The sequence below is a fragment of the Halobaculum roseum genome (assembly GCF_019880245.1).
In the GTDB taxonomy this organism is placed as follows: Archaea; Halobacteriota; Halobacteria; order Halobacteriales; family Haloferacaceae; genus Halobaculum; species Halobaculum roseum.
Genome location: NZ_CP082286.1, coordinates 685511 through 711031, shown reverse-complemented (window position 1 = coordinate 711031; position 25521 = coordinate 685511). Strand labels below are relative to the sequence as shown.

The 25521-nt window shown below is 56.7% G+C and carries 30 protein-coding genes and 5 pseudogenes; 17 read left to right on the top strand and 18 right to left on the bottom strand.

What is annotated here, in order from left to right:
• The first annotated feature begins 90 nt into the window (after window positions 1-90).
• The 4 genes from K6T36_RS03635 (at window position 91) to K6T36_RS03620 (ending at window position 3371) form a co-directional block, all read left to right on the top strand.
• Window positions 91-1014 (top strand): ArsR family transcriptional regulator, encoded by a 924-nt coding sequence (locus tag K6T36_RS03635; RefSeq protein ID WP_222608082.1) that lies wholly within the window; start codon window positions 91-93, stop codon window positions 1012-1014.
• The gene (locus K6T36_RS03630) at window positions 1011-1823 is read left to right on the top strand and encodes a DUF6036 family nucleotidyltransferase (protein ID WP_222608081.1); all 813 of its coding nucleotides are present in this window, start codon (window positions 1011-1013) and stop codon (window positions 1821-1823) included. The genes K6T36_RS03635 and K6T36_RS03630 overlap by 4 nt, the downstream gene beginning before the upstream one ends.
• A 168-nt stretch (window positions 1824-1991) precedes the next feature.
• Entirely contained in the window at window positions 1992-2138 is a 147-nt protein-coding gene (locus tag K6T36_RS03625; protein WP_390182311.1) for a DUF2080 family transposase-associated protein, read from the top strand.
• Window positions 2139-2141: 3 nt separating this feature from the next.
• A complete protein-coding gene (locus K6T36_RS03620; protein WP_222608079.1) occupies window positions 2142-3371 on the top strand; it encodes an RNA-guided endonuclease InsQ/TnpB family protein in 1230 nt (409 codons plus the stop codon).
• 58 nt (window positions 3372-3429) lie between these two features.
• On the opposite strand, the gene K6T36_RS03615 is transcribed toward K6T36_RS03620, so the two are convergent.
• The gene (locus K6T36_RS03615; RefSeq protein ID WP_222922632.1) at window positions 3430-3825 is read right to left on the bottom strand and encodes a hypothetical protein; all 396 of its coding nucleotides are present in this window, start codon (window positions 3823-3825) and stop codon (window positions 3430-3432) included.
• Window positions 3826-3875: 50 nt separating this feature from the next.
• Here K6T36_RS03615 and K6T36_RS19120 point away from each other — a divergent pair.
• Window positions 3876-3980 (top strand): annotated as a pseudogene (locus K6T36_RS19120) (RNA-guided endonuclease InsQ/TnpB family protein); the annotation flags it as partial.
• Window positions 3981-4068: 88 nt separating this feature from the next.
• On the opposite strand, the gene K6T36_RS03610 reads toward K6T36_RS19120, so the two are convergent.
• Both K6T36_RS03610 and K6T36_RS03605 read right to left on the bottom strand, forming a co-directional pair.
• Window positions 4069-4389, bottom strand: coding sequence for a helix-turn-helix transcriptional regulator (locus tag K6T36_RS03610; RefSeq protein ID WP_222922631.1), 321 nt, complete (start codon window positions 4387-4389; stop codon window positions 4069-4071).
• A 710-nt stretch (window positions 4390-5099) separates the two neighbouring features.
• Window positions 5100-5771 carry a coiled-coil domain-containing protein gene (locus K6T36_RS03605; protein WP_222608076.1) on the bottom strand — a complete coding sequence of 224 codons (672 nt, stop codon included), beginning with the start codon at window positions 5769-5771 and terminating at the stop codon, window positions 5100-5102.
• An 86-nt stretch (window positions 5772-5857) separates the two neighbouring features.
• Here K6T36_RS03605 and K6T36_RS19105 point away from each other — a divergent pair.
• Window positions 5858-5959: pseudogene (locus K6T36_RS19105) on the top strand (RNA-guided endonuclease InsQ/TnpB family protein); the annotation flags it as partial.
• Between the two features lie 14 nt (window positions 5960-5973).
• Here the strand turns inward: K6T36_RS19105 and K6T36_RS18860 are convergent.
• Window positions 5974-6579, bottom strand: coding sequence for a DUF8170 family protein (locus tag K6T36_RS18860; RefSeq protein WP_225935175.1), 606 nt, complete (start codon window positions 6577-6579; stop codon window positions 5974-5976).
• Between the two features lie 125 nt (window positions 6580-6704).
• Here K6T36_RS18860 and K6T36_RS03595 point away from each other — a divergent pair, with 125 nt between their 5' ends.
• Together K6T36_RS03595 and K6T36_RS03590 are read left to right on the top strand one after the other, a co-directional pair.
• Complete coding sequence (locus K6T36_RS03595) at window positions 6705-7148, top strand: ArsR family transcriptional regulator (RefSeq protein ID WP_222608075.1); 444 nt, start codon at window positions 6705-6707, stop codon at window positions 7146-7148.
• A gap of 433 nt (window positions 7149-7581) precedes the next feature.
• Window positions 7582-9084: a hypothetical protein gene (locus K6T36_RS03590; RefSeq protein ID WP_222922630.1), complete on the top strand. Its 1503-nt coding sequence runs from the start codon at window positions 7582-7584 to the stop codon at window positions 9082-9084.
• A gap of 212 nt (window positions 9085-9296) precedes the next feature.
• Here the strand turns inward: K6T36_RS03590 and K6T36_RS19240 are convergent.
• A pseudogene (locus tag K6T36_RS19240) lies at window positions 9297-9386 on the bottom strand (biosurfactant protein 1); the annotation flags it as partial.
• 163 nt (window positions 9387-9549) lie between these two features.
• On the opposite strand from K6T36_RS19240, the gene K6T36_RS03585 reads away from it, so the two are divergent.
• Window positions 9550-10803 carry an RNA-guided endonuclease InsQ/TnpB family protein gene (locus K6T36_RS03585; RefSeq protein WP_222922629.1) on the top strand — a complete coding sequence of 418 codons (1254 nt, stop codon included), beginning with the start codon at window positions 9550-9552 and terminating at the stop codon, window positions 10801-10803.
• A gap of 80 nt (window positions 10804-10883) precedes the next feature.
• Here K6T36_RS03585 and K6T36_RS03580 read toward each other — a convergent pair whose 3' ends face one another.
• From K6T36_RS03580 to K6T36_RS03570, 4 genes and pseudogenes are all read right to left on the bottom strand, one after another.
• On the bottom strand, window positions 10884-11321 hold the full coding sequence (locus tag K6T36_RS03580; protein WP_222922628.1) for an HVO_A0114 family putative DNA-binding protein: 438 nt from the start codon (window positions 11319-11321) through the stop codon (window positions 10884-10886).
• Entirely contained in the window at window positions 11302-11643 is a 342-nt protein-coding gene (locus K6T36_RS03575) for a toxin-antitoxin system TumE family protein (RefSeq protein WP_222922627.1), read from the bottom strand. Before K6T36_RS03575 ends, K6T36_RS03580 begins: the two co-directional genes overlap by 20 nt.
• A 203-nt stretch (window positions 11644-11846) precedes the next feature.
• Window positions 11847-11951, bottom strand: a pseudogene (locus K6T36_RS19155) (PIN domain-containing protein); the annotation flags it as partial.
• On the bottom strand, window positions 11952-12242 hold the full coding sequence (locus K6T36_RS03570; protein WP_222922626.1) for a UPF0175 family protein: 291 nt from the start codon (window positions 12240-12242) through the stop codon (window positions 11952-11954). It abuts the pseudogene before it with no gap.
• Window positions 12243-12589: 347 nt separating this feature from the next.
• Between K6T36_RS03570 and K6T36_RS03565 the strand changes: the two genes are divergently transcribed.
• Window positions 12590-13864, top strand: coding sequence for an RNA-guided endonuclease InsQ/TnpB family protein (locus K6T36_RS03565; protein WP_222922625.1), 1275 nt, complete (start codon window positions 12590-12592; stop codon window positions 13862-13864).
• A gap of 50 nt (window positions 13865-13914) precedes the next feature.
• Here K6T36_RS03565 and K6T36_RS18855 read toward each other — a convergent pair whose 3' ends face one another.
• A complete protein-coding gene (locus tag K6T36_RS18855) occupies window positions 13915-14229 on the bottom strand; it encodes a hypothetical protein (RefSeq protein WP_225935174.1) in 315 nt (104 codons plus the stop codon).
• Window positions 14230-14430: 201 nt separating this feature from the next.
• Window positions 14431-14988 carry a DUF7342 family protein gene (locus K6T36_RS03555; RefSeq protein ID WP_222922623.1) on the bottom strand — a complete coding sequence of 186 codons (558 nt, stop codon included), beginning with the start codon at window positions 14986-14988 and terminating at the stop codon, window positions 14431-14433.
• Between the two features lie 120 nt (window positions 14989-15108).
• On the opposite strand from K6T36_RS03555, the gene K6T36_RS03550 reads away from it, so the two are divergent.
• From K6T36_RS03550 to K6T36_RS03540, 3 genes are all read left to right on the top strand, one after another.
• Entirely contained in the window at window positions 15109-15384 is a 276-nt protein-coding gene (locus K6T36_RS03550; RefSeq protein WP_222608953.1) for a hypothetical protein, read from the top strand.
• A gap of 92 nt (window positions 15385-15476) precedes the next feature.
• The gene (locus K6T36_RS03545; RefSeq protein WP_222608066.1) at window positions 15477-16427 is read left to right on the top strand and encodes a helix-turn-helix domain-containing protein; all 951 of its coding nucleotides are present in this window, start codon (window positions 15477-15479) and stop codon (window positions 16425-16427) included.
• Window positions 16424-17293, top strand: a complete 870-nt coding sequence (locus K6T36_RS03540; RefSeq protein WP_222922622.1) for a hypothetical protein — start codon at window positions 16424-16426, stop codon at window positions 17291-17293. The genes K6T36_RS03545 and K6T36_RS03540 overlap by 4 nt, the downstream gene beginning before the upstream one ends.
• Before the next feature lie 110 nt (window positions 17294-17403).
• Here the strand turns inward: K6T36_RS03540 and K6T36_RS03535 are convergent, their stop codons facing one another.
• Window positions 17404-17583 carry a PIN domain-containing protein gene (locus tag K6T36_RS03535; RefSeq protein ID WP_225935173.1) on the bottom strand — a complete coding sequence of 60 codons (180 nt, stop codon included), beginning with the start codon at window positions 17581-17583 and terminating at the stop codon, window positions 17404-17406.
• Window positions 17580-17831 (bottom strand): ribbon-helix-helix protein, CopG family, encoded by a 252-nt coding sequence (locus K6T36_RS03530; protein ID WP_222922621.1) that lies wholly within the window; start codon window positions 17829-17831, stop codon window positions 17580-17582. Before K6T36_RS03530 ends, K6T36_RS03535 begins: the two co-directional genes overlap by 4 nt.
• Window positions 17832-17973: 142 nt before the next feature.
• Here K6T36_RS03530 and K6T36_RS03525 point away from each other — a divergent pair, with 142 nt between their 5' ends.
• The gene (locus tag K6T36_RS03525; protein WP_222922620.1) at window positions 17974-18603 is read left to right on the top strand and encodes a winged helix-turn-helix domain-containing protein; all 630 of its coding nucleotides are present in this window, start codon (window positions 17974-17976) and stop codon (window positions 18601-18603) included.
• Entirely contained in the window at window positions 18597-19067 is a 471-nt protein-coding gene (locus K6T36_RS03520; protein ID WP_225935172.1) for a toxin-antitoxin system TumE family protein, read from the top strand. Before K6T36_RS03525 ends, K6T36_RS03520 begins: the two co-directional genes overlap by 7 nt.
• 232 nt (window positions 19068-19299) lie before the next feature.
• Here K6T36_RS03520 and K6T36_RS03515 read toward each other — a convergent pair.
• A pseudogene (locus K6T36_RS03515) lies at window positions 19300-19818 on the bottom strand (sugar phosphate nucleotidyltransferase); the annotation flags it as partial.
• A 40-nt stretch (window positions 19819-19858) separates the two neighbouring features.
• Complete coding sequence (locus K6T36_RS03510; protein WP_222923346.1) at window positions 19859-20833, bottom strand: helix-turn-helix domain-containing protein; 975 nt, start codon at window positions 20831-20833, stop codon at window positions 19859-19861.
• 272 nt (window positions 20834-21105) lie between these two features.
• Here K6T36_RS03510 and K6T36_RS03505 point away from each other — a divergent pair, with 272 nt between their 5' ends.
• A complete protein-coding gene (locus K6T36_RS03505; RefSeq protein WP_222922619.1) occupies window positions 21106-21342 on the top strand; it encodes a MarR family transcriptional regulator in 237 nt (78 codons plus the stop codon).
• A 318-nt stretch (window positions 21343-21660) separates the two neighbouring features.
• Window positions 21661-22179 carry an NUDIX hydrolase gene (locus K6T36_RS03500; protein WP_222922618.1) on the top strand — a complete coding sequence of 173 codons (519 nt, stop codon included), beginning with the start codon at window positions 21661-21663 and terminating at the stop codon, window positions 22177-22179.
• A gap of 3 nt (window positions 22180-22182) precedes the next feature.
• On the opposite strand, the gene K6T36_RS03495 is transcribed toward K6T36_RS03500, so the two are convergent.
• The 3 genes from K6T36_RS03495 to K6T36_RS03485 are packed head-to-tail and all read right to left on the bottom strand — an operon-like array spanning window position 22183 to window position 25472.
• Window positions 22183-23421: a glycosyltransferase family 4 protein gene (locus tag K6T36_RS03495; protein ID WP_222922617.1), complete on the bottom strand. Its 1239-nt coding sequence runs from the start codon at window positions 23419-23421 to the stop codon at window positions 22183-22185.
• 21 nt (window positions 23422-23442) lie between these two features.
• On the bottom strand, window positions 23443-24459 hold the full coding sequence (locus K6T36_RS03490) for an NAD-dependent epimerase/dehydratase family protein (protein WP_222922616.1): 1017 nt from the start codon (window positions 24457-24459) through the stop codon (window positions 23443-23445).
• Window positions 24456-25472: an NAD-dependent epimerase/dehydratase family protein gene (locus tag K6T36_RS03485; RefSeq protein ID WP_222922615.1), complete on the bottom strand. Its 1017-nt coding sequence runs from the start codon at window positions 25470-25472 to the stop codon at window positions 24456-24458. Before K6T36_RS03485 ends, K6T36_RS03490 begins: the two co-directional genes overlap by 4 nt.
• Window positions 25473-25521 lie beyond the last annotated feature (49 nt).

Here is a 25521-nt window from a genome sequence, read left to right as displayed (position 1 = left end):
TTCAGTGGTATCTTTTCGCCCTCGAGTGCGTCCATCGGTGTTGCAAAATACCGAAATGATTTATATATCGATTCGCTAGTATGCAATAGCATGCTCACAGCAGGTGAAGTTCGCGCCCTCAGTGCTCTCCATGGTGAGCAAACGCTCTCTGAACTCGCAACGAATCTCGATCGAAGTCTCAGCTACACCTCTGAACTGCTTCAACGGCTCGAACGGGCTGGTCTCGTCGAGACACGCCGAAAGGGGAAAACAAAGCAACTCCGGCTGTCGGACGCAAAGGCACTCGAGGTACTCACGGACCTCACGCAGCAGTATTCACACATTGACTGGCCGGAACTGTTGTCTGGTGCAACCCTCCGTGTGTGCTACTATCTCGACATCCCACGGACCGTGACCGACCTCGCATGCCATGCCGACGTCCACAGAAGCACCGTCCACCGTGCACTAGCCCCGCTTCAACATCGCGGAATCGTCTACCAAACTGACGACGGAGCGTATGTACTGAATGACGGCTTCGAACAGCTGAGCGTACTCGCTCGTGAGTTGGCCCATCACACTCACCGCAACACTGTCGAAGAACAGACCCACACGTACACCATTCTGTGGGAGTCTCTCGATGAATTCCTTGTCCAGACGACGACTGAGATCGCCCAGGAACAGTTCCTTCCGACAGGTCCAGACCAATTCCAGCGATATGGCCTCCCGCTGTTGGCACGTGAACGTCGATACTACTTCTACTCGGAGTCGACGAATGAGCTCTCGCCGGAGACATTGTGCTGTCACATGCTCGTGATCGATTCGGGTACACGGGCGCAGTCGTACTGCCTGCTCTTGCTCAGTCAGGTCGACATCGACCGCGACAAACTCCGGGCCCAAGCCGCCACGTACGGCGTCGACGACGCCGTCGAGGAACTATGCACATATCTCGACACCAGCGGTGACCAGCGGACGTCCCGGCTACCTGAGTGGGAGGACTTCCAGGAACTGGCAGACGAATACGAGGTGACCGTATGAGAGCGAGGTTCGATCGCTCATACATTCGCTCAGAACTCGAGCGTATCGGCACGCAGCTGGACAACCCACTCACCGTCTTCATGATTGGCGGAGGGTCGATGGCGTTTCGTGAACTCAAAGAAACCACAAAAGACATCGACCTCATCGTCTCCTCTGGCAATGATCTGAGTCAGCTCCAAGCGGTGCTCCTCGAACTGGGATACGATATCGTCAGGGAACCGAACGAAGAGTATGAAGAACTCGGTGCCCAACGAATCCTCGAGAACGATGATGGGTGTCGTATCGACGTATTCAACCAGCAGGTGATTGGCAAACTGATTCTTTCTCAAGGTATTCGTGAGCGGAGCGAACGGTATCTCAACCCAGGTAACCTGGTGGTCCAGCTCGTAGGTCCAGAAGACATCTTCTTGTTCAAAGCAGTCGCCGGTCGGGTGAACGACATCGAGGATATGTTTTCGTTGATGCAGACCGGGCTCGAGTTCGACGTCGTCGAAGCAGAACTCAAAACGCAGGTTGATCTATTAAATCAAGAGCTCTTCGTGACGTACGTGAACGAGGCGCTGACTGATCTTTCCGAGCAACACAATGTAACGACGCCATTGCACGAGCCCGTTGCGGAGATCACCGAGCGCGTCTATGAGGAACTCGAAATGCTGCACGCGCTTGACGAACCGAAATCAGTGGGTGACCTGCAACAAGAACTTCACTGGCCTGCAGCGGACGTACAGGAGGTTGTGAGGCGACTGAAAGAGAAAGACACAGTCACGATAACGGATGGACGGGTAGAACGGAACTCAATGACGATTTAATGGAATTAGGTGCTAAGTCCCCTTCCTCAAGCAGCAACGCAGGGAGCGAAGCGACCGAGTAGCGCAGTAGGGAGGGGATACAGCGCCGCACGATTCTCAAACACGTCCACCGCTCGACTCACAGGCCCACCGCTACCTTTATGTCTATCCATAGTATATACATCGGTGATGGATAGGTTTGAAATCGAAGGCCAAGAAGTCCTCGACGGAACCGCAAAACCGTCGGGGAACAGTGCCCACGTCATTGTCCCCAAACGCTGGCGCGGAGCCGACGTGAAAGTCGTGCGAGTCTCCGAACCCGACTCAAACGAATAGTCCATGCACTACAACTACAAGTATCGACTCGACCCGTCAGACACCCTCACCGAGACACTTCTACACCAAGTCGATACTTGTAGACAACTGTACAACCACATCCTCTACCTGCTCAACGAGGCAGACGACATTCCTGCTCGCTACGAGGTTCAGGGACGGCTTCCCGACCTCAAATCGTGGTGGGACGACCTCGGAGATGTTCACTCGAAAGTCCTCCAGATGGTCGTCAAGCGCGTTTACGACAACCTCTCCACGCTCACAGCGCAGAAGGAGAACGGACGCGCCGTGGGAATGCTCAAGTGGAAACCGCCTCGGGAGTATCGGTCGCTCACCTACAACCAGTCCGGCTTCAAACTCAAGAATACGAGTGGTCGGCCTACGTTGTGGTTGAGTAAAATCGGTGAGATTTCGATTCACCTTCACCGCGACATCCCCGAGAACGCGACCATCAAACAGGTCACGGTCAAGCAGGAACCGACAGGGGAGTGGTATGCCACGTTCGGTATCGACGTAGACGAAGCAACGCCCAGGAAACCGGAGACTCCCGAACGAGTCGTTGGAATCGACGTTGGTATCCTGAAGTACGCCCACGACACCGACGGATACGCCATCGAAAGTCCCGATTTCAGCGACGAGCGCGACCGGTTGGAACGCGCTCAACGCAACCTCTCGCGGAAGGAACACGGCTCTGCGAATTGGGAGAAACAACGGAAGGTCGTTGCCGAACGTCACGCCGACCTGAAGCACAAGCGGCGAGACTTCTTACACAAACTCTCGAACTACTACGCCACCGAGTACGACTTCGTGGCGGTCGAGGACTTGGACGCGAAGGGGCTGGTCGAACTGCCGGGCAACTCGCGGAACCGGGCAGGCGCGGCGTGGGGGACATTCCTTCGGATGCTCAAATACAAGTGTGAACGCGAAGGAACGCACTTCGCCGCAGTTGACCCGAAAGATACGACGAAAGAGTGTGCGTCCTGCGGCGTCAAGACAGACAAACCGCTGTGGGTTCGTGAACACTCGTGTCCTTCGTGTGGGTTTGAGGCGGATAGGGACGCGAATGCGGCATGGAATATTCTGTCTCGCGGTCTCGAAGAAGTAGGGGTGGTTCACTCCGAATCAATGCCTGTGGAGACTGCGCTCCCTGTGGATACGTCCGTATCTGCAAAGCGCGTCGTGGAAGCAGGAAGCCCTACCCTCAAGGAGCGAACCGCGTCAGCGGTGAGCGAGTAGGGTGGGGTAGTTCACCAATAGTTGGTATCAACAACCGCAACGGCTTTCTCCGACATCCTCAGGCGTGCGACTCATCGTCCGACGATTCAGATGACTGCGAGTCCGTCCACTCTGGGAGATCGTCATCGTAGAACGCATCGTCGCTCGGCAGGCCATCTTCAAGTTGGGGCTCAGGGGGCGCCCGGTCGATCGATTCTCGCAGGAGTTTCATTCGGAGCGCTTCCTCACGGCCCAGGACGGATTCGACGGTGTCGTAGTCGATACGGCCGTCGTAGTAGGCGTCGCTGAGCCGCCGCCGAAACTCCTCGTTGGTTGCGAGTTCTTCGAGTTCGTCCTCGAGGGCATCGATGAGGAGCCGTGTTCGAGAGATGTCGAGGATCTCAACGACGCTGTCTGCGCGTTCGACGAGGGACGTCGGAGCGTTGAAATCGACGCGGGTTCTCTCTTCTGCCATTCTTGCATGTGTGGAGTCTACACATACTTAGGTTCGACTCCATCAATCAGACACCTGTGGAGACTGCGTTCCCTGTGGATACGTCCGTACCTGCAAAGCGCGTCGTGGAAGCAGGAAGCCCCACTCTCAAGCGCGAGGCGTCGGGTGAGCGGTAGGGTGGGGTAGTTCACCAGAGCCACATCGAAGGGAACAGCGCGAGTTCACTGGTCACCGTAGCCGACCAGTTTTGGGAGGACGCCGAGATCAGGCCTTATCCCCGTAGGAATCGTCAGTCGTCGAGACAGAGCTGGCGTTCATTTGCGCCGCGTACGAGGCGAGGCGGTCATCCTCTGCGATGGCCCAGTACCGCCCGCGGTGGCGGACGAGGCCGCGGTCCTCCAAGCGCGACAGCGCAGCTCCAACGCTCCCGCGATTGATGTCTGTCGCTTCGTGAATCTCCGTCTGCGTGAACGCCTGCTCGCTGTTCTCGGCAAGGAACTGAAGAATGCGATACGGTTGCGTCCCCTCCTGGATATCGAGGACGTCCGGGGGATCGTCCTCGAAGTGGTCGATGCTGATGGGCATGTGTAATAGACTGCAATAGTACGTAATAAGCCTACGTGACCCACTCGTGAGGGGAGCTACCGAGGGGGCGCCGACCGCTGAATTGGGATATAGAGTCACTTCCAGTCGAAATCAGACACCGACGAGTTGCAGGATGCAGAGGGTGAATTCAGAAGGCCATTCCTCCCCTTCATTCCAGTGATATGCATCTGAATTGGCCGATAGGAAGGAACTGCGAATCTGGGTAGTACTTGTTCAAATGATCAATATTTTGCCCGTATTATTTCAATGATTGAAAACACCGCCATCAGATTTGGTAGGTTATACAAGAAGAGTCCCACCAGTGTCCATACAATTCGGGTTAGTAACGGCCAATCGCTCCCATCAGCACCCATCCATTGTGTGTACCCCAACTCAAATACAGGACCTAGAGCAGACGTAATGATCGAGGAAATGAGCAGAGCCAAGATCAAATCGATTATTAATATTGTTTTATTCATGCTCGTGAAATCCACCGTTTAAACTTGAACCTCAGGTCACTTGTTCAACCGAGAGTTCATATAGGGCTCTTATTTCACTCGTCAATGTTGATACCACTCTTCTGAATATATCTCTTGTACATGCCGAGGGTGAGGCACGCTTCTACCGCGGTATAAACTTCAATCAATTTGCACAACTGTACGGATTGGTACGTCTTCGCACAGGGGGAACCGTTGCTTTCGGTGATGAAATCACAAGCGCTTGAAACGGCGTCCTTTTCCGCCCATTTCTTTCTCCCAGTCGTTCAGTTCACTTTTTAGACTTTCAATCGTCTCTTCGAGTTCATCAATTCGTTCTTCAATGCTATCTCGCCCTCTGTATCTTCCACTGAGGGAAAACAGAGTATCATTCAATTCTTCTAATTCCTCCTCAACATCCTCGATCTGCTCCTCTAACTCATTTGTTCGACCCTCCAGACTGTCCCTGCCTCGGTATCTTCCGAACTTCTCATAAATAGAGTCCTGAACTCCCTCTACTTTCTCTCCTGTAGCGTTTACTTCTTCCTTGGTTTGGGCAATCTCATTCTTGGTGGCGTTCACCTCACTTTTGGTTTGGTTAATTTCCGTCTGAGTGTCCTCTATCTCGTCCTGAACCGTCTCAATCTCCCATTTATATATTAACAACACACCAAAGTCGAGAAGAATACCGGAAAAAATCAGAGTCCCTCCCAAGACAGGTTTGGTCGAAAGAAGGTTTGAACCTCCGATTATTGAAACCGCACTAAGAACCAACAAGAGGATTTTGAGAACGAAAGTGTACTCCTGTAACGTCTCGATAGTGGCATCAATTCTAGCCATTTTGACCCATTGTAAGGACATCCCATCTATACCCTTTGGGTTCGGTATTTCGACTGTATCTTGCACACCATTCTGGTCATCTTCTGAGGGTTCAACAGAGCCGGTAGACGTATCCTCGGTTCTCGCTTGCGATGAAGGAATAACCTGGAGACACGCCTGTGGAGACTGCACTCCCTATAGACACTTCCTCATCTGCAAAGCGCGCCATCGAAGCAGGAAGCCCCACTCTCAAGCGCGAGCCGTCAGCCGAGCGGCAGGGTAGGGTAGTTCATGGAATCTTGTTCGTCGCCGCCTTCAGGTCTTCAACATCTACCCATTCAACGCTCTGCTCTCCCGTCAGAAGCAATTCGACGTGTGAGGCTGCCATCCCGTTCTCGTATCGCCTGCGTTCCTCCTGTTCGCTCTCATATGCCCGTTTGAGAATCCATACCTTCTGGCGGTACTCCGGTGCAAATAGCAGGCCTAGTTCCCAGACGTAGCCGCCGTCGAAATCCTCGAGTACTCCGACAATGTGCGTCGCCTCCCCGCAGAGAATATCGAAGACGCGTCCCCACAGACGGATGTCTTCCGGGGTGAGGCCGAAGTCTTCCAAACGGGTAGCAATAGCCGGGGGATCAGTACGCTCGTCGAGCAGGTCGTAGACGATCATCCGGCGCTCGGCTGCTGCTGTATCCCCACCCGCCCCGACGACGAGGTATCGGCGGTCGAACCGTTTGATTCGATTCAGGCGTTCACCGTTGAGGAGGTCCTTGATCCGTTGGTGCTCCGTTGGCGTCAGGCTGATACTCTCAATCCCGTCCATGATCTCGTCTGCATCCGGGATCTGTGCTCTCTCCCAATCGTCTTCGTCCCCCGATCGTTCGCCACTATCCATAGGTGTCCACTGTCCGTTCACCACTTCAATTATGGTATCTCCGTCCAATTAGTTGTGATAGTATTTGTGCTACCGACCTCATTCTGATGCAAGTGTTTATGCTGGTCGGGAACATGTCTACGGATATGAGCCACGTCCCGCCCCAGGCTGATGACCCCCCTACTGAGGATACTGAGGAGTTCAATACATGGAGGGCACTGCAGAAAGCCACCGATTCGAAGCGGGCCGACATCCTTGCGGACATTGTCGGCCATCCGAACGGACTCCCCACTGTGGAGGAACTGGATTATATGAATCCTCCACTAAGTGACGACGCGATCCGTCGGCATCTGAAGACGCTGATGGATGTGGGGGTAGTTGAGGAAGTGGAACTCGAAGTAGGGAACCGTGTCAGAGGCTACCCCTTCAAGTTCTACCGACTTACTGAGCCAGCTCGCAAACTGTTCGACAAGAACGGTCTGTTCCCAGAAAACGCCTGGAAACGACAGTACCAGTCCGTCGAGAAGACAGACCGCATCCGCGACATCGAAGAGATGCCGCGCCCGGATCTGTCTTCATCCAGCGCCTGAAGACCTGTCTCGTCCGTCCCAAGACACTCGTCGTGGCATTCGTGAATTTCTCGGAGACGGCTCAGAAGTGGTTTTGGGCCGTGCTGTCTCACTCCAGTGATAGGCTCTGAATTGGCCGATAGGAAGGAACTGCGAGTCGAACACACGGACCTACAGGCGGATGCGGCGACCGGCGCGGGGATGACACGGTTCGACTTGGAGGACGTGAGCGCGCAGGAGTACAACGGAAGTGCGCGGACCGTGTAGCCCCAACCGTGGGCTCGACGGGTCGGCGTCGAGCACATATCCTCCGTGACGCCCGTGATCCACGTTCCGACGGGAGCGTTGGTGTCTCTCCCTCCGGGAGTGTCGTTGGAGGCATTCCTGGAAGCGATTAATTAGTTGTTCTTTTAGCCTACGCAAGACACTTGCCGGAACAATCAATTCTGGACGCATGGTCCGAGCACGAGCCCTCCAACTTGCGCTACTATTCGTTGTCGTAGCTTCGTCAGCATCCGGAGCAGCGGTGGTCTCACCCGATTCACCCGAGCAAGCCTTACCCCATGAAGAGGTAGAAAATTCGGACGGGAATATTACAGTCCTCCGTGGTCCGGCGCAGTTGTACGAATCGATCGACGACTCTGACGGGCTAGCTGACGCACGCGACGCTGGTCACGTTCGCTCCCCTCAATTCCTCGCTCCGGGAGATCTCCTTGCGCTCCAGTTCGAATCCGAACGTGTCGCTACTGAATACGCAGCCACGGACGGGACGAATTCAACGGACCGATTCTTCAATTTGCTCGAAGCGACTGATACCAATTTCACCATTCACGGTGTAAATCACGGCACAAGCCAACTCCCGTCGAAGCTTAATCTGAATCGGAGTAACGTGAAAGTCCTCCACGAGGACGACACAGACACGTTCTCATTGCTAATCGACACATCTACCGTCTCGGTTGTCGACCGGACAGACGGCGACTCGATCAGGCAGACACTCGAACACCGAGAAATTCAGGTCATCCTCGAGATCCCGACTGAGAACGACACACGCGTACTGACCGGTTCCTCGAGATTCGAGGGGATCGGAACCAGTCTAGAAACGCCGAGCAACGACACAACAATCGATGGGTACAGAACACCCACGGTATCTGAGTCTGCCGTCACCGATCTGCAAATTGTCGGTGCCACGCCGTTCTTGCCAAATACGAGCCTGACAGTTCGAGCCAGTATATCGGACGGTTCCACGCTCGTTACCCGAGACGTCGAAACGTACAATGCTAACAACTCGACCGCTGGCTTTGGGGAGAGCGAATTCAACACGAGGCTGTCACTCCCCGACGCAGATGCCAACGATACCGTCGATATTGTCGTTGTCAAGGACGGAACCGTCCTGACCGAACGAACAGTACTCATCGGTCAGCAGCCGAAGATGTACAATACATCTGCGCGATTGGTAACCTCAGGACCTCACGAAGGGGACATTGCGGTTACATCAACACTTCGGCTGCCCGAACCGGGACTGGTACTACTTTACATCGACGGGGAAGCGCAGACTGCCAGTGTTCCCGAACACGAGACAGTCCAACGGACAATTTACGTTAATGAAGATGCCGTCGATGATTCGGGTCAGGTGTACGTGCTAACCATGTGGGATCGAAACGAGAACGGGATCCATGACTCGGATATCGATACGCTGTACACAACTACGTCAGATACCGGTGCCTCGGCCCAAGACAGGGAGCTTGATACACAGGTCCGAGTTGAGGGCTGGCCGCCGGATACGACTACGTCGACGAGTACCACCGAAGAGCGGACGGAAACACCTCCCGAAAGCACGTCTGGAAGCCCGACGGCTACAGAATCGACTTCCACGTCGGTCCCTGGATTTGGGTCACTGACTGGGCTACTGAGTATTGGTCTGGTTGCCCTTCTCGGTTTGCGATACTCCACAGTGTAGCAGCCAGGTCACCGTCTTCCCCGCGGTGCTTGTCGTCACCGGATCTTCGAACGGCTCGCCGTTGAGAGTGTTACCGTGAGTGTATCGAGCATGCGAAAACTGGTGCCGTGGGTGTTGGGTCGTATTTTCCTGCTAACAATCCCCTGGGGGTGTGTCTGTGGGATCGGCCGCGGCGTGGGACCGGACCACTGCCCTGACATGCACCCGCCGCGGTCACAGCCGTCGTCCAGCCTCGTGTCCGGAATGTGGGACGCCTCGCCGGTCGGCTGCAGTTCTTCGAAGTCAGTATATCGGTTGTACATCGGTTGGCTCATCGTTTCCGTCGGTTTCGTATTTCAACTGAAGCGGTAGCGCGGAGTCCCCTTCCTCAAGGAGCGAGCGGAGCGAGTGAGTAGGGAGGGGAGGAGCGCGTTCGTATCGAGTACAGACACTATTCTATAAGTAGGTACGTACATACATTGAATTGTGGCAGACGACTACGTGCGTCGGACGGCAATCACCCGCCTCTCGGTAAACGGCAGGCAACGAGCGTTGCTTGAGGAAACCATCTCCGAGTGGAAGCGTGGTTGCCAACTCGCCACGGACATGGCGTGGGGCAAGTGTAACGCGAAAAGCGACGTACAGCCTCTCGCCTACGACGACGTGCGCGACCAGACCGACCTCGGGAGTCAGCACGCGATTCTTGCCACCCACCAAGCCGCCCAAGCCATCACCGGCTGTCTCGAACGCCGCTCCAACGGCAAGAACGTGAGCAAGCCGACCTTCACAGCGCCTACGGTGAAGTACGACACCCGGACAATGACACTATTTGACGACGATACGGTGTCCCTCTCCACAACGGAGAGTCGCATCCGGTGTCGGCTTGCCCTTCCCGATGCCGACGACGGCTACCAACGGCAGTATCTCGACTCCGACGAGTGGGAGCCAACAGAAAGCACGCTCACAACTCGCGACGGCGACTACTTCCTGCATATGGGGTTTCGCCGACCCAAGACCGACACCGAGCGAAACACCGCCGAGGACGGAACGGTTCTCGGGGTTGACCTCGGTATCGAAAACCTCGCCGTCACTAGCACCGCCCGATTCATCAATGGACGCGAACTCTCTCATACCCTCCGCGAGTTCGAGAACGTGCGTGCAGGACTTCAACAGACCGGCACTCGGAGCGCCCACCGAACACTCGAACAGTCGAGTGGACGTGCGCTTCGATACGTCCGCGACGTACTCCACCGAGCGTCGAACGCGATCGTGGATGAAGCACTCCGATACGAGTGTGACGTGATCGCGTTCGAGGACTTGACCGACATCCGCGACCGGACAGGCGCGTCGTGGGGGCACAAATGGGCGTTCCGAACGCTGTACGAGCAAGTAGAGTACAAAGCCGAGGCAGATGGCATCTCGGTGAAGCAAGTTGGGTCAGCGTACACGTCGAAACGGTGCGCCGAGTGTGGGTTCACAGTAGACGAGAATCGCCCGACTCGCACTGACTTCCGTTGCGTGAAGTGCGAGTCAGAGGCGAACGCGGATTACAACGCGGCAAAGAACATCGGGATGCGGTATGTCCGTCGAGGTCAACAGTCGTCTCGGCGGACGGGCGACAGTCAGCTCGCCCTGAAGTCTGGAACAGTGACGCCGAGTGGCGGATTCACCGCCCACCCGAAAGGGTTCGACGCCGAGTTCACGGACAAGCCCCACCCTCAAAACGCCGAAGGCGTTTAGGGTGGGGTAGTTGACCGAGTACCGGCTGTGCATGGACTGCACGCTCGATGAACTCGACGACTGGCGGCCGCCGGCGTAGCCTACGCCTCGACAGAGTCTTCGTTCGCTCCGTCGCCGGCGGTCAGCGGGAGTTCGACGGCGATCTCGTCGTACCACACGTGCGGCCGCTTCGGCTTCCCCGGTCCCTCGCTCTCGAAACTGATCAGGTCCAGCTCCTCCAGCTCTTCCAGGTTCCGGTGAACCTGCCGGACATCACGGTCGACGAGGCGCGCTGTCTCCCGGATGCTCTCCGGTTGTTCGCTCGCGAGGACGCGGAGGAGCTCCAGATTCTTCGGTCGCGTCACCCGGTGGAGGTTGTCGACGTCACGGTAGACGCGCTCGAGGTAGGGAACCGGCTCATCACCACGGTCGAGTGCCGCCAGCGCCTCCTCGACGCGGTCAGCATTGCCCGTGGCGAACCGGATGTGCATGATGCGGTTCTCGGTCGTCTCTTCGGGGTCAGTCCCAGGGTTCGTCATTTTCTCTCACCTCGTGTTTGAACTCGCGGTAGAGTTCGCGCAGGCCGTCGAACGCGATCGACTCGATCTCTCCGTCCTCTGTATGTTTGTGATGGACCGGTGCGCCAGGATGATCCGGAAAGTTGTCGTACCGGATGATCGTGCCATCTTCGCCGTCAGGAGCGTTCGTGTGCCCGTACTGCATCGAATACTTGACGCCGTCGGGGTAGCGGTCTGAGCGGGGGACGTGGTACGCACTGATCTGCACGTACGTCGCGTTTTCGGGAAACCGCTCGCGGACGTCGAGTACCTGCGTTGCCTCGTCATCGTCGTCCCCCGGCATCAACCGTTGTTACAGGCTCCAACACAAAAGGTGTTGCTCTCCTCCCCAATGGTGGGAACTGGTTCGCCCACCTCCCTGTACCCGCACCTGGTGTCTCAGTACAGTAATAGACTAACTTCTTCGAAACAACTTGGTGCGAACGTTACTGACGAATCGAGTGATACGTGGCTGCTTGCTCTCCCCCACTATAGACTATACACCACGTAGACTGGTTCGGGGATGCCACACGACACCTCGAGGTGCTGTACGAGCGTGAGTCGATCGACTTTCGCGAGGTAGCTGAGGGGCGTTGCGTCGAAGACCCACATTCACAGCGCCTCGAGGTCCGAGTCGAGATGCTCGTCGGCCACCCAGGTGATATCGTGTTCGTTGGCGAGCTGTGCAAAGTCCCAGACGGACATCCCCGCCAGCTCGGCCGCTTTACCGAACGAGGTGGTTCCAGCTGCAAGTTGGTCGAGTGCTCGTTGGCGCTGCCACTCAGCAAGCCCCTCCGAGAGAAGCTTTCGAACAGCCGTACTTCGGTCGAGGTTTTCGTCTTCGAGGTATGCCTCGAGTTCTGCTTCCAATTCATCGGGCACGCGTGCCGAGATCGTTCCCATACTATTCGCAATGTATGCATTGCGTACAATGATTTCGGCGACTCGTCTCGGTTTTACATCTTGACCTTCTCCCACGCCTACAGTCGTGGGAATCCCGAGCGTTAGGATTTCAGGCCGAGGGCAGCCCGACGGGTTCAAGACGCAGACGTTCCATGCGTCACTTACTGGGTGTCAGCATCGGCGGGCTGTCTTGTGGGACGAATACGGAAATATGAGGAGAAAGCCCCGCTCTTCAGGGCGGGGATGAATCCAACAATATTCTACGACTTCACCCCCCCGATAGACTGATGGATATTCCTCGTTTCGTGATCAATATCTTCAAGTAATACTGCCGACACAGGTTACGTATGGCGAAACAGGTCGTCACCCGCACCTACACTGCTTCCATACGGAACCAAGAACAGGTGTCCGACGACCTCAATTCGCTCGGAGTCGCCGCCTCGAAACTCTGGAATGTCGGACGGTGGGTTTGTGACCGCGTATGGGCTGAAATCGGCCACATCCCTGGTCACAACGAACTCACCTCGTACCTGAAGTCGCACGAACGCTATGATGACCTGCATTCTCAGTCAAGTCAGCGAGTCCTTCAGGAACTCGCTGAAGCGTTCAACGGCTGGTACGGTAAACGACGCAACGGGGACACGAGAGCGAACCCGCCGAAGTACCGCAAACACGGCGACGACCACCCGCGAAGCACGGTCACGTTCAAGACCGCTGGCTTCAAACTCGACACCGAGTATGAGAGAGTCCGACTCTCCAAAGGATCGAGTCTCAAGGAGTATTGGTCGGACTTCACTCTCTGCGAGTACCAGATCCGCCCGGACGTTGACCTCTCCGCCGTGGAGAGCGTCCAACAGGTTCGGGCAGTCTGGACTGGTGACGAGTGGGGACTACAGTTCGTCTGCAGGATCGAGATTGACGTCGCTGAAGCTCCCGGTGAAAAGACGATGGGTGTTGATCTCGGGATCAACAACTTTGCCGCGCTCGCCTACGAAAACGGTCACGGCGAACTGTACCCGTTGAACTGTCTGAAGCAGGACGACTACTACTTCAGCAAGCGTCTCGCCCAGTGTGACGACCCTGATTCCCGCCAAGCTTCGCGGTTGAACCAGAAGAAGTCGGAGCGTCGAACCCACTACTTCCACACGCTCTCCAGGCATATCGTCCAGCGGTGTGTTGAGGAAGGTGTTGGAACGGTCGTGGTGGGCGACCTTTCTGGTATCCGCGAAGACGAGGGGAACGACAAGTCGAAAGACTGGGGAACGCACGGGAATCTCGACTTGCACTCGTGGGCGTTCGACCGCTTCACCTCGATGTTTGAGTACAAAGCCGAGATGGAAGGCATCACGGTCGAACTGGTGTCCGAGCGTGATACGTCGAAGTCGTGTTCGTCCTGTGGGAAGAAGCGGGACGCGAACCGTGTGGAGCGCGGGTTGTACGTGTGCGACGAGTGCGACGCGGTGGCGAACGCGGACGTGAACGCTGCTGAGAACATCCGGCAGAAAGTATCTCCAAGTCCTCGGTCAGAGGATAGGAGTAACGGCTGGTTGGCACAGCCATCGACGTACCTGTTCGACCAAGAGAGCGGATGCTTCGCACCGCGAAAGCAGGTCACGTCGTAAACCACAATATCCCAACGTGGGAATCCTCGCGCTTCAGCGCGGGGAGGATGTCAACGGACTGCTTCGTTCGGGAGGTGAGGGACGCCGTCTTCCCACGTCACCACATCGAGAACATCCACGAGATCATCGATTCGCCGGTCAAACACGTTCAACGGATGTGCATCGAGAAACTCGGCTGTCTCCCGCTGTACGGTTTCACCCTGGTGATCGATTTGGAGGTGGCACTCACCGAGATCCATATGCGTCTCGTCTTGATGCCATCCGAGCATGAGGTCCCGATCCGATTCGATCCACTGGATCACGTAGAAGTCGTATGGGTGGGTCTTCGGAACGTCAAACGAGACCTGCAATTCCGCTTCATCCACAGGGTATGAGGTGCCGAGAAATCGGTCTGGTGTGACTGTCGCCCGGACCCCGATTTTGTTCCCAGTAGACGTATGATACCACACCTGCTCAACTGGAGAGGTATCGTTCGAAACCTGTGTCTGTAGTTGGTTGTGAATTCGATTGAGTAGTCTTCGGGCGTCGAGATTCGCGCGGTTTGCGAGAAAGATCATTAAGCGATCTTACTGCGAGACTGGGGTCGAAGCGTTCGATGAATCGTTCCGGCCCGGGTGAAGCTCCCGGGCGTCGTCGTAGAGTTCAAGCGCATGTTTGAGGAGACGCTTGTTGTCCTCGTATCGTTCCCACTGGCGTAGTATGCGGTTGCGCTCTCGAATCCCCTCACTGTCGAGGGCGTCATCAGTGAGCGTCGCTTCTAATTCATCCCAGGATTCGACATCGAATCGGCTCTTCCACTCGTCGATGTCTGCCTGAATGGAGGCGATCTCATCACGAAGTTCTGCTCGCGTGTGCGTGTTGATCAACTCGGCCACCTCGTCGAAGTAGCGACGCTGGTAGTTCGGCGCGTACTTCCTGTTTCCGTCGTCGCCTTCAACAGCCTGTACTTGCCCGAAGTCGACCAGCATCTCCAGCTCGTCTTTCGCAGTTTGCCACGACGACACCTGCGCTTCTTCACGGACCCAGTCGACAGATCGCGGTTCGGTGATCGTCGTCGCGATCTCTCGTACACGCTCTCGTGCAGTGAGGTCGTCAGTCCACGAGTCGAGTCCACGGTCAGTCATACTCACCGATACGCGGCTTCTTCTATTATTTCTTTGGATGGGTCACAGATATCCGAGATAGAGTAATAGACGAGACGGGATGAACGACACGTACGAGGCGTGTCGTTTGGCACCCGTTCTGTGGTCGGCCTGCTGTGGGAGATGATGGACGAACCGGGCAATGAACTGAAGACCGACGTCGATGAGCGTGCCAACGCACCGGATTTGAATGACGACGGTATACGTTGGACGACATCGACCGGCGCAATCGTAATCGATGCACAGGCAGTCCGCCAACTCTGCGAAGTACATTGCTTCGGGACCCTGAATTGGGAAGTGGACGAATCCGGTGAAGAACTCGACATCCAGACCGCGGGGCGTTCAAGCGGGCGAGTTGGCAATTCCACGGGTCTCTAGAGAACGCACTCGCAGACATCGTACCGGAATAACTCGATTGTCAACCTAAATCCAGAAGCCTTTATATACGAATGGGGTTTAGGGTATACACAGTGATTTCAAAGGCCGGAATCGCCGTGATTGACGCTCTGAGTACCGGCCGAGAAGCGACGCCAGTGGATCTCGCAACTGAAACCGGGTATTCACAGACACACATCTACGAGGTGCTCGATGACTTGCTGGACGCGGGGCTCTTGATCGAACGCCGTAGGCCCAACAACCAGCGGAAAGTCCGTGTCGCGGACCACCCGGTCATTGAAGCGTACCGGACGCTGCAGTCGAAGCTCAATCACGTTGAATGGGCTGACCTCCTCTCGCCCGCCGCCCTCAAAGTGTGCTGGTTTCTCGACGAACCCCGTCGAGTATCCGAGATTGCAAAGCGACTCGGGATTACTCGACAAGGCGTTCACAAGGCGCTGTCGCCGCTCAAAAACCGGGCAATGCTGTCCCCGTCCGGCCCCGATTACGCGGTAAGTGAGGACCTCGCACCGCTGCTGGCGTTCGCGCAGGCCGTCGTGACCCACGAGCACCGATCGCGAGCCCGGGATATCGCGCCGAGTGCGACTATCGAGTGGTGCGACCCGAAACGAACACTCGTCCGCGTGCAGACCACTGAAGATACAGACGCGCTACTAGACGCACCAGATTGGCAGGTGACCGGGCTTGGTCGATTCGAGGATTACGGGCTACAATTCTTCCTTGCAGGTGAGCCCGCGTTCTGGTACGCGCCCGACGAGGAACTCACACCGGGCGAAGTGGTGTGTCACACGCTTGCCCTCGATAGCGGCTCCCGCCGGGTTAGCTATGCAATGTTGTTGATCGAGGCGTTAGATATCGACCAGGAGACGCTCACAGAAACGGCAACGTGGTACGATCTGGAAACCACGGTCGCTGCGATGTACCAGGCACCACAGGAAGGGGTCGAAGACTCGGACGAGATCCCTGTCGTCCTTCCAAGTGAATCAGAATTTATGGCGCTCAAAGAGCAGTACGGTGTAGTATGACGGTATTCAAAGGTGGCGAGGCGGTCAAAGAGTTCCTCGAGGAGTTCGATACCTGGCTATCGGAGTCCGTGACGGTGTATCTCCTCGGCGGATCTGCGATGACGGTCCGGGGGTTGAAAGACCAAACCGAAGATATCGATCTTGCGGTGGGTGTTCTTTCTGAGTTCGAACACGTCTACCAGACGCTCACGTCACAGGGATTCACGGTTGTCGACGAACCAACGGAGTCGTTCGAGGGCGTCGGAAAAACCGTCGAACTGCATCACGACAAGCGCGGTTTTCGAATCGATATCTTCGAACAGCAGATCGTCGGGAAAGTCTGGATCACCGACCGGATGCGCGACCGGGCCGAAGAGTTCTGGACCGGGAGTTTGGTAACAGCGTTCATCCTCTCGGATGAGGATATGTTCCTGCTGAAAGCGGTTTCCGGCGGTGATCTAGCGAGTGGCCGTCGACGTGACATCGAAGATATGCGGAAATACGCCCAGCGTGGGCTGGACTACGAATCAATCCTCACTGAGATCGACGAACAGCGACCCTTCAATACCGGCACGACTGAAGCACGGCAGATCCGTGATCGTTCGCATCCCCTGTTCACTATCGAGATAGCGGTAAACTCACTGTCGGGGCTCCCAAACAAGTTCACCGCTCGTATCGCAGAGTTCGCGACGGAGTTCGAGGTCGAATATACCGTTCTGGGTGCTGTTGACGATGGGATCGACAACGTCGAAGTACTTCGGAATAGAGTTCTCGCGAATGTGCGAGCACTTTCGGACGACCAGAAAGACACCGTCGATGAAGCAATTGATCGACTAGTCGCAAAGCAGATTCTCGAGCGCGACGGAGATACAGTTCGACGCCGCTGAGCAGGTAATACATGTTTGAGTACAGACTTAGATGATGCCGCCACCCACGAGCAGGACAGTGAGAGCTGGTAGCTGTGTGATGTTCGATACAGCCCGTCGGATGTTAGTTGTCATATGTGTCGGTTATTCTCAATTTCAATGTCGGCGAGTTCGGACGGAGGTCCGCCGGCCTGAAGTTCTTCATAGACAGTCTCTGGAATGAGTAGTTTGTCGACGACCGAACAGAGGTCAAGAGAATCGATTTCGCCAAGGTGAATGAGTGGGCCGGTGTCAGCAACGGCGACGATCACGCGTTCAAGCCCCACCGCACATCCTCTTCGACGGCTTCGGCCTCGCGCTCTGCGCGTTTGACGCGGTCTACTCCGGCGAGTTCGACCGCTTCTTCGCGCGGGATCTCATCGTTCAGATATCGAGAGAGAACGAGGTCTTGCCACAGGGTTTCGACGCCCCGCTCGAGGGCTTGCTCAAGCACCTCCGACTCGGAGACATCACGTGCCTTCGCGATCTCCTGTACGCGTTCTGTGAGGTCGACGGCCATAGATACTCGTTTGGCACTAACTCACTTAATTCTCTCTCGGTGAACCGCTTCGGGGTCAAGCCCCGAGGCACTGGGCCTGCTCAGCCTGTAGACCACATTTCTGAACTATGAAGATATGTGGCGATAGATGTAAGAGAATGACATGGCCGACGAGTTTCCCAGCGCCGAAGACGTCCCTGAGGAACCGGTCTCTCCCGAAGATATCTCGCCGTTCGATGGGGACGGAGCAGCGTTCGACGATATCAACGAGTTCGCGAGAGCGGAGTGGAAGGAGTCAACCACGGCGGACGAGCGACTCCGAGCGGTGATCAAGCGGACGGTGACACCAAAGACGGCGAACGAGATCGCCGATATTGCAGCCGTCTCCGAGAGCAAGGCCCGAACTGCCCTCAAGGCGCTCGCGGAGGAAGGCGTCGCGAGTGCTCGACACACCGACTCCGGGACCGTCTACCAACGAGACCCCGACCGGCATCTCATCGAGCAGATTCACCAGCTTGCGACCGCCGGTGACGTCGTCGAACAGATCCAGGACCTGAAGGCCGAAATCGCCGAGTACCGGGACGCGTACGACACCGAATCCCCCGAAGAACTCCTCGTTTCCGACCGGGAACTCTCCGAACAAGAGCTGACGGACGTGTCGCACTGGCGGACAGCGATGCGGGACTTCGAGTACCTCCGTGCAGCGTACCGTATCCAACAGGCGAAGCGACGCACCCCTGCGGCGGATGAGTTCGAGGGCGCTTCCGACGAACTGCGAGTTCAGAAATGGTGATGGGAAACGGATCACCGCTCGATTCGGACGCGATCCTCACCAGCGTCAACACGATCGCGAACCAACTCGACGAAGGCTTCCGTGCGCCTCGGTTTCGCCACACGCAGCACGACGAATTCACGGAGAAACGAGGGAGGGTTCGAGAGGCGAGAGTGACAGTCGCTCCAGGAATCCACCAGGATGGTGGATACTTCGATATCCAATGGTGGGAGAACGGCGACTACACGAACCACTACCGGGAGAAGGGACTCGAGTTCCGGTTCGGGCGGGAAGCGTCCAACCAGGCCACAGACCATCCGGTTCTCCATTTCCACCCGCCTGATGAGCTGTCGCGACACGAGCAGTCGTGCATCAGTGAGACTCATCCTCCAGAGTTGGTCACGCTCGCCGTATTGACGATGTGGTGGGCCGCTGTCACCGCAACTGACGAACAGGTCCTCAACACGCAGTCTGGACTTCCGTGATGGGGAAGCTCGCCCGCTGACACCTGGTGGTACACCGAACACGTCTCCAGTTGATCCACAGACTACCGGTCTTCGAGACGCACCCACAGGTACCCGTCCAAACAAGTGTGGGTGTGCGTGGGCTCTCACCAGCCGTCAGGGCTCCGAGAGCGCGCTCGCGTCGGTTCGGGTCCTCGCCCCCCTGTGGTCGCTCGTGCAATCTCTCCGTCCCGTGTTGCCGCCGTGTGACCGCTCAGGCTTCGGCTTCCGGCTCCACCTCGTCGCTCAGGCGACGCTCTGCCTCGTCGCGGTCCTCGGGGTACCCGATGTCCAGCCGCCAGCCGTCCAGCGGGATCGCGTCGATCGTCCGGCCGCTCTCTAGGAGCAATCCGACCGCGTCGCTGATCTCGTACTCCCCGCGGTCGCTGGGCTGCACCAGGTGGCAGGCGTGGAAGATGGCGGGGGTGAAGGTGTAGAAGCCGGTCATCACGAGGTTGGAAGGCGGGTCATCGGGCTTCTCGACCACGTCGACGATCTCGCCGTACTTGTTGGTGTCACAGACGCCGTAGCGTGAGGCGTCTTCGATCGGGACCTCCTCGACGAGGAACGCGGCGTCCGCTCGGTCCTCGGCCTGTCGGCGAACCACGTCCTGGAGGTTCGCCTCGAAGACGTTGTCGCCGAGGATGAGCATGAAGTCGTCGTCGATGTGCTCCTCGACGGTGAGGAGGGCGTGTGCGAGCCCGTTCTGGTCGCGCTGGTGGGCGTAGGTGATTAGGGGCGGTGGTTACAGTCGCAGACAGTGACTGAGAACCCTACACGGACTCGTCCTCCCGTATCGGAACCGGGAACTTGTGGTCGTACTCGGGGAGCGAACTGAACCGGCGGAAGTCCTCCAGAAATGAGCGCGCGTCGTAGTCTCGGAGGCGAATGAACAGGCCGGAGCCGTCCTCGACGTGCGTCTGTTCCACGGCGTAGTTGTCGTAGCCCAGGCGATCCAGTTCGGATCGGAGGTGTTCGACGGAGGCCTCCGGGAACCCGTGTGTTGCGAAACTGACTCGGGGTGCTCCGCGGTCACGAATCGAACAACTCCCGTCGCCCCAATACCAATGGAGGAGCGCGGTCCTGTCGAGAGTGAACGCCTCCGGGACGACCTTCCGGTTGTTCTCCTCCCGAACTTCGTACCAATCCTCGTACAGCTGCTCGAAGCGCGACTGAGGACGTGACGTGACCGTCCACATCGTGTAGTCCTCCCCGTTGAAGTGATTCTCCCGGGTGAACTTGTTTGGCTGGCCGTCCGGAAAGAGGCTCTCGGGAAGGTTCTCGATAAGTCGCACCGCATGTGACTCCGTTGTCGTCGAGAGCTGGAAGAAGCACCCCTCGTCCGTTCGACGGTGGAGGCACCCATCACCGAGGAGTTCGCCCTGAATGAGCGAGACCTGATACGGGTTGAAATCGAGGTCCGCCGTCTTCGAAGCGGGTGGCGTGTAGTCGACACCCGCCTGTTCGAGGTGATACCGGATCGCCGCACGAGAGGTGTTGTAGTCGTCGGCGATCGCTTGGGCGGAGCGGTCGTGGTCGACGTATTGGGCGACGAGTTCGTCGGTTCTGTGTTCCAAGCGGACGTACTCCGGACCGCCGTTTCGCATCGACACGTCGTGGTCCTTCAACCGGTTGTGGATCGTCGGTGTCGAGACGCCGAACTCGTCTGCGATCTCTCGGAGTGACTGGCCAGCATCGTAGCGCTCGGCGAGCTCGTCTATGCTTTCATCGAGCCACTCGTAGCGCATCATGTCACCCTCCCCTGTCGCTGGTGGTAGTCGGAAATCTGTTCGATGGGTTCTTGCCGCGTTCTCTCCGTGTTCGTCATGCTTCGTCGTGGTGGCGAAGCGCGGGGATCCGGTGTCTCCAGCACCGACCCCACTTCTGAGTCGGGATCCCGCGCTTCTCGTACTGCAGTTAACCTCACCTTCGCTTAACTGTTACTTTGTAACTTCTAAAAGAACTAGCCGAGTGCTATCCCCGAATCTGTAAATGGCTCCGGGATTCTTCTCGTGGTACTATGGTCAACGAGGGGTTCAAGCCCGATAACCGCCAGGAGGCGATTCTCGATATTCTCAAAGACGGACGAGAAGAGGGACGTCCATGGGGCTATGCGAACCCGAAACGGATGGAGGAGCAATTAGACATTCGCCGACAATACATCAACCGATCGTTGCGGGGACTCGTTGATGCGGGATGGGTTGAGAAGGTGAATCGGGGACTGTACCGGTTCGTCACCGATCCCCGGGAAGAGTGAGGTGACTCTGATCGATAGGAATCCGAAGTCGAGAGCGATTCAATGATATAACTTCTGCTCATATAGGTCCCGATTGTTCGATGGTTGTCGGTCTATACCAAAGAGTCTGCCACCGGACTCCACCCTGTGTCTCAGCTCTTGGAACAAAAGCCCAAGCACGGGGGTGAGCGTGAGTGTGTCGTCTGTGATGACCCCGCCGAATACCACGATATCGACGTTCGGGGGCGTATCGTGTTCTACTGCGAAGAACACGCGCACAAGTAGTATCGAATTCCGACCGACAGCAACTTGCTTATCGGAGTATCCGCTGGTGAGCATATGGACGAACAGGCGCCGCAGTACTGCCCCGACTGTGGCGATACGTTGACTTCACGAGTGATCGAGGACCGTCCCCGAGCGTACTGCACCTCGTGTGAGAAACCAGTCTACCGGAATCCTAAGCCCTGCGCTGGCGTCCTAGTTGTGGACGACGGAAGCGTATTGCTCGTGAAGCGAACCCAGCCCCCAGGTATTGGAACGTGGAGCGTTCCGGCGGGATTTCTCGAATACGATGAACCTCCCGCAACCGGAGCTGTCCGTGAACTCGAAGAGGAAACGGGAGTGAGTGCTTCCGCTGAGGATCTCGAATTATTCGATACCGCGTTCGTGACTGCGGGACAGCGAGAGAACGTAGTAGTCATTATCTATCGAGTTGATCGAAGTGTGACGGACGGCCACCCAGAGCCGGGATCGGATGCAGGTGCTGCACGCTTCTGGGAGATGAACGCCTTCGAAACGCAAGACGAGGATATCGAACCGGGCTACGAGGAGATCATTCGGCGGGCTCGAACGCTCTGAGGGTTACTCCGCCAGCATCCGATAGTAGTGGTCGATCGACTCGTCGGCGGTGAAGTTCTCTTCGAACGCTTCCCGGGCATTGGCGCCTTGTTCCTCGACGAGTTCCGGCTTCGATCGCCAACGCTCGATGGCTTCAACGATCCCTTCCACGTCCCCCTGTGACACATGGATCCCGGCGTCGAACTGATCGACGATTCGAGACTCGTCGTCGTCCGGTTGAGCGATGGTAAGCACGGGGTCGCCTGCGGCCATCGCGGTGTAGAGTTTGCTGGAGACACAGATGCCCTCGAACCCTTCCTTGACCGTAACGACGGAGACGTCCGCTGATGTGAGGCTGTAGGGGAGGTCGTCCCACGGCTGGTATGGGAGAAACTCGACCGTCTCTCCTCTGATGCCGAGTTCTTCGGCCAGCGAGACGATGTTTGACTTGTTATCTCCCTCCCCGATGATGAGAACGCCCACGTTCTCGTTCTCGAACTCCGCCGCAGCTTCAACCAGGGTTTCGAGGTCGTGGAAGTCCCCGATGTTCCCCGAGTAGAGGATCGTAAATTGGTCGACGAGGCCATGTTCCTCGCTGAACCAGTTCTCCGCTTTCTCTTTGGGTCGAATGAAGTCCTCGTCCTCCCAGTTGTGGATGATTTCGACCTTGCTCTCGTCGAACTTCGGGCCGGCGTTCCGGCTGATGCGATTCTTCATCACCGGGCCGAGCGCGACGATGTGGTTCGCCGCGAGGAAGGAACGGCGATTGAAGAAATCCCAGATCCGGTGAGGAATACTCCCTTCGGGAATGTAGTCGAGTTCGACTGGCTGGTCGGGGTAGAGGTCATAGACGATATAGGTGTAGTCCCACCCACGAATCCGACAGACGAGCCACATCGCAACAGGGAGGAAGGGAGGGTTGGAGACGAAGATCACCTCGCGCTCCTTCTCGGTCCGGCTCAGGAGCATCACAACGAACATCCAGACGGTGAAGATCCCCCAGTTGAACAGACGCCGTGGAATCGAGGACTGTCGAACCTGGGGTGCCCGAATGCGCTTCACCCGGACCCCTCCATGCGTGGACACGCGAGGTTGCTTCTCGTTCTCGCCGCTGTGATAGTTCGGCTGGCCGGTGAGGACGGTCATATCCAGACCCCGCTCTCGGAGTCCGACAGCGAGGTCAGTCATGAGCTGGCCGGTCGAGGCCGTGTCCGGGTGGAAATACTCCGTGACGAGTACGTATTCTTTGTTTGCGTCAGCCATGAGGAAAATCCGCGTCGCGCGTTAGCGCTCGTGGAGGAGTGTTTCGAGGTTCTCCCGAACGTACTCCTTGTCGCGATTCTCGACGTACCAATCGAGTGTGTTCTTGATCCCTTCCTCGACGGTGTACACGGGTTCCCACCCGAGGAGTTCCTCAGCACGGGTGGTGTCGGCCGCACGATGGCGAACCCCGACCGGCTTGTCCGTCATGTAGTTGATCTCGTCCGGCTCCCAGTCGAGATAGTCGAAGATGATCTCGACGGCCTCGTTCATCGTCACGTACCGACTGATACCGGCGTTGACCGGGGTGCCGTCAGTGATATTCTCGGCGGCGAGGCGAAGTGCGCGCGTGATGTCCTTCACGTAGGTGAAGTTCCGCGTCTGCTCGCCGTCACCCCAGATCTGGAAAGGATCCTGTCCGGCGTAGGCTTTCGCCATGAACGCGACGATCGCGTGGGTTTCGTTTTCACGCGGGCCGTACGCCGTGAAGATCCGAACGGCGCTGGTATCGATGTCATACTGTTCGTTGTACGCCTGGAGCGAGCGTTCACCCATGAGCTTCGCCCAGCCGTACACCTCGTCAGCGTAGGCGCCTCCACGTTCCTCGAAGCTCACCATGTCCTCGCTGAGGCGCTGGCGCTCCTGCTGGATGTCAGTCGGATACGTACAGGCGCTGGAGGCGAAACTGATTCGGTCGACTCCGTTCTTCGCGGCGGCCTCGTAGACGATGTTGTCCAGCGCCATGTTCGTGGCGCAGTTCGCGGGGTACTGAGAGATGTATCCCCGCCCGCCGTGGTCGGCTGCGAGATGGAAGACCGTATCTATGTCTTCGGTCGCCTCGTCCGCGAAGTCCCAGTGTTTTAGATTTCCACGAAGGATTTCGATCTCGTCCTCGACAGCTTCGATGTTTCCAGTTTCTCCACTAGAAAAGTCATCCGCGACACGGACGTTCGCCCCTTCCGCGACGAGATCTTCAACTAAGTGCGATCCAATGAATGAGGCACCGCCTGTAACGAGAACGCGTTCACCGTCCCAGCTCATTGGTTTCCTCCGTTTGCGACTGCTTTCTGCTTAGCTCCTTCGAGCTCAGACTCTGCCCACTCATATACATTTTCGAGCCCTTCTTTGAGCGATATACTTGGTTCCCAATTGAGTTCGTTTTTCATTTTCGTATCGTCGATAGCATATTTGTCTGTCCCTGTAGGCTTCGAGAGGTCGTGTTCGATTTCGAGGTCCTTACCACTGATATCAACAATTGTTTCTGCGAGTTCATTGATAGAGACGACTTCGTCGCCATTTCCGAGATTAATGGGTTCGCCATCGGTTTTCTCTTCCATCGCTCTAATCATGCCTTCAGCCAAGTCGGTAACGTAGATGAACCCGCGTTCTTGACTGCCGTCACCGAAGAGCTCGATGCTATCCCCGTCTTCGGCCTCGATAGCCTTACGACACAGAGAGGGAATAACATGGCTACTGTCAGGGTTAAGGCTCTCGCGTGGACCGTAACAGTTGAAGATACGGACAGCGCCAGTATCGACACTTGTGTCTGTGTGATATGCATCACAAGCGACCTCACCGAGAATCTTCGCCCAACCGTATGTACTGTGAGGATTGGCTGGAATAGCTTGCTCCTCAGAAAACCGATTCAGACCGTCATGTTGTTGCCGGTAGACACAAGCAGAGGAGGCGAACATAAAGCTCTCAATATGGTTAATCCTCGCGGCTTCCAGCATGTGCTGGTTCATGAGCACCGATGGAGTAAGACCATGGACATTCTCTCGCTGAATATAGTGGATTCCACCTACTGAAGCGGCAAGATGGAAAACTTGATCAACCCCTTCGGTAGCTTCGACACAGCCTTTGTGTGTCGTCAAATCGACGGGACGAATCTCGATTTCGTCTTCGAGATGAGATATTTTGTTGAAGTCGCCACGTGAGAAGTTATCCGCTATGACTACATTAGCGTCGCGGCCGAGAAGCTTCTCCGTAAGAAAGCAACCGATAAACCCGGCTCCGCCCGTCACTAGGACAGTTTGGTCTTCCCAATCTAACATATGCAGGTGTATTACTACGTCCCTGAATAATCTTCCTATCCTGACAGAA

Coding starts and splice junctions, on each gene's coding strand:
- K6T36_RS03590 (WP_222922630.1), top strand. CDS start 7,582: ATGGTCCGAGCACGAGCCCTCCAACTTGCGCTACTATTCGTTGTCGTA.
- K6T36_RS03520 (WP_225935172.1), top strand. CDS start 18,597: ATGGTGATGGGAAACGGATCACCGCTCGATTCGGACGCGATCCTCACC.
- K6T36_RS03495 (WP_222922617.1), bottom strand. CDS start 23,421: ATGGCTGACGCAAACAAAGAATACGTACTCGTCACGGAGTATTTCCAC.
- K6T36_RS03630 (WP_222608081.1), top strand. CDS start 1,011: ATGAGAGCGAGGTTCGATCGCTCATACATTCGCTCAGAACTCGAGCGT.
- K6T36_RS03625 (WP_390182311.1), top strand. CDS start 1,992: ATGGATAGGTTTGAAATCGAAGGCCAAGAAGTCCTCGACGGAACCGCA.
- K6T36_RS03555 (WP_222922623.1), bottom strand. CDS start 14,988: ATGACTGACCGTGGACTCGACTCGTGGACTGACGACCTCACTGCACGA.
- K6T36_RS03635 (WP_222608082.1), top strand. CDS start 91: ATGCTCACAGCAGGTGAAGTTCGCGCCCTCAGTGCTCTCCATGGTGAG.
- K6T36_RS03570 (WP_222922626.1), bottom strand. CDS start 12,242: ATGGGAACGATCTCGGCACGCGTGCCCGATGAATTGGAAGCAGAACTC.
- K6T36_RS03580 (WP_222922628.1), bottom strand. CDS start 11,321: ATGACGAACCCTGGGACTGACCCCGAAGAGACGACCGAGAACCGCATC.
- K6T36_RS03510 (WP_222923346.1), bottom strand. CDS start 20,833: ATGCGCTACGAGTGGCTCGATGAAAGCATAGACGAGCTCGCCGAGCGC.
- K6T36_RS03595 (WP_222608075.1), top strand. CDS start 6,705: ATGAGCCACGTCCCGCCCCAGGCTGATGACCCCCCTACTGAGGATACT.
- K6T36_RS03500 (WP_222922618.1), top strand. CDS start 21,661: ATGGACGAACAGGCGCCGCAGTACTGCCCCGACTGTGGCGATACGTTG.
- K6T36_RS03575 (WP_222922627.1), bottom strand. CDS start 11,643: ATGCCGGGGGACGACGATGACGAGGCAACGCAGGTACTCGACGTCCGC.
- K6T36_RS03610 (WP_222922631.1), bottom strand. CDS start 4,389: ATGCCCATCAGCATCGACCACTTCGAGGACGATCCCCCGGACGTCCTC.
- K6T36_RS03490 (WP_222922616.1), bottom strand. CDS start 24,459: ATGAGCTGGGACGGTGAACGCGTTCTCGTTACAGGCGGTGCCTCATTC.
- K6T36_RS03530 (WP_222922621.1), bottom strand. CDS start 17,831: ATGGCCGTCGACCTCACAGAACGCGTACAGGAGATCGCGAAGGCACGT.
- K6T36_RS03485 (WP_222922615.1), bottom strand. CDS start 25,472: ATGTTAGATTGGGAAGACCAAACTGTCCTAGTGACGGGCGGAGCCGGG.
- K6T36_RS03505 (WP_222922619.1), top strand. CDS start 21,106: ATGGTCAACGAGGGGTTCAAGCCCGATAACCGCCAGGAGGCGATTCTC.
- K6T36_RS03540 (WP_222922622.1), top strand. CDS start 16,424: ATGACGGTATTCAAAGGTGGCGAGGCGGTCAAAGAGTTCCTCGAGGAG.
- K6T36_RS03615 (WP_222922632.1), bottom strand. CDS start 3,825: ATGGCAGAAGAGAGAACCCGCGTCGATTTCAACGCTCCGACGTCCCTC.
- K6T36_RS03565 (WP_222922625.1), top strand. CDS start 12,590: ATGGCGAAACAGGTCGTCACCCGCACCTACACTGCTTCCATACGGAAC.
- K6T36_RS03525 (WP_222922620.1), top strand. CDS start 17,974: ATGGCCGACGAGTTTCCCAGCGCCGAAGACGTCCCTGAGGAACCGGTC.
- K6T36_RS18860 (WP_225935175.1), bottom strand. CDS start 6,579: ATGGATAGTGGCGAACGATCGGGGGACGAAGACGATTGGGAGAGAGCA.
- K6T36_RS03620 (WP_222608079.1), top strand. CDS start 2,142: ATGCACTACAACTACAAGTATCGACTCGACCCGTCAGACACCCTCACC.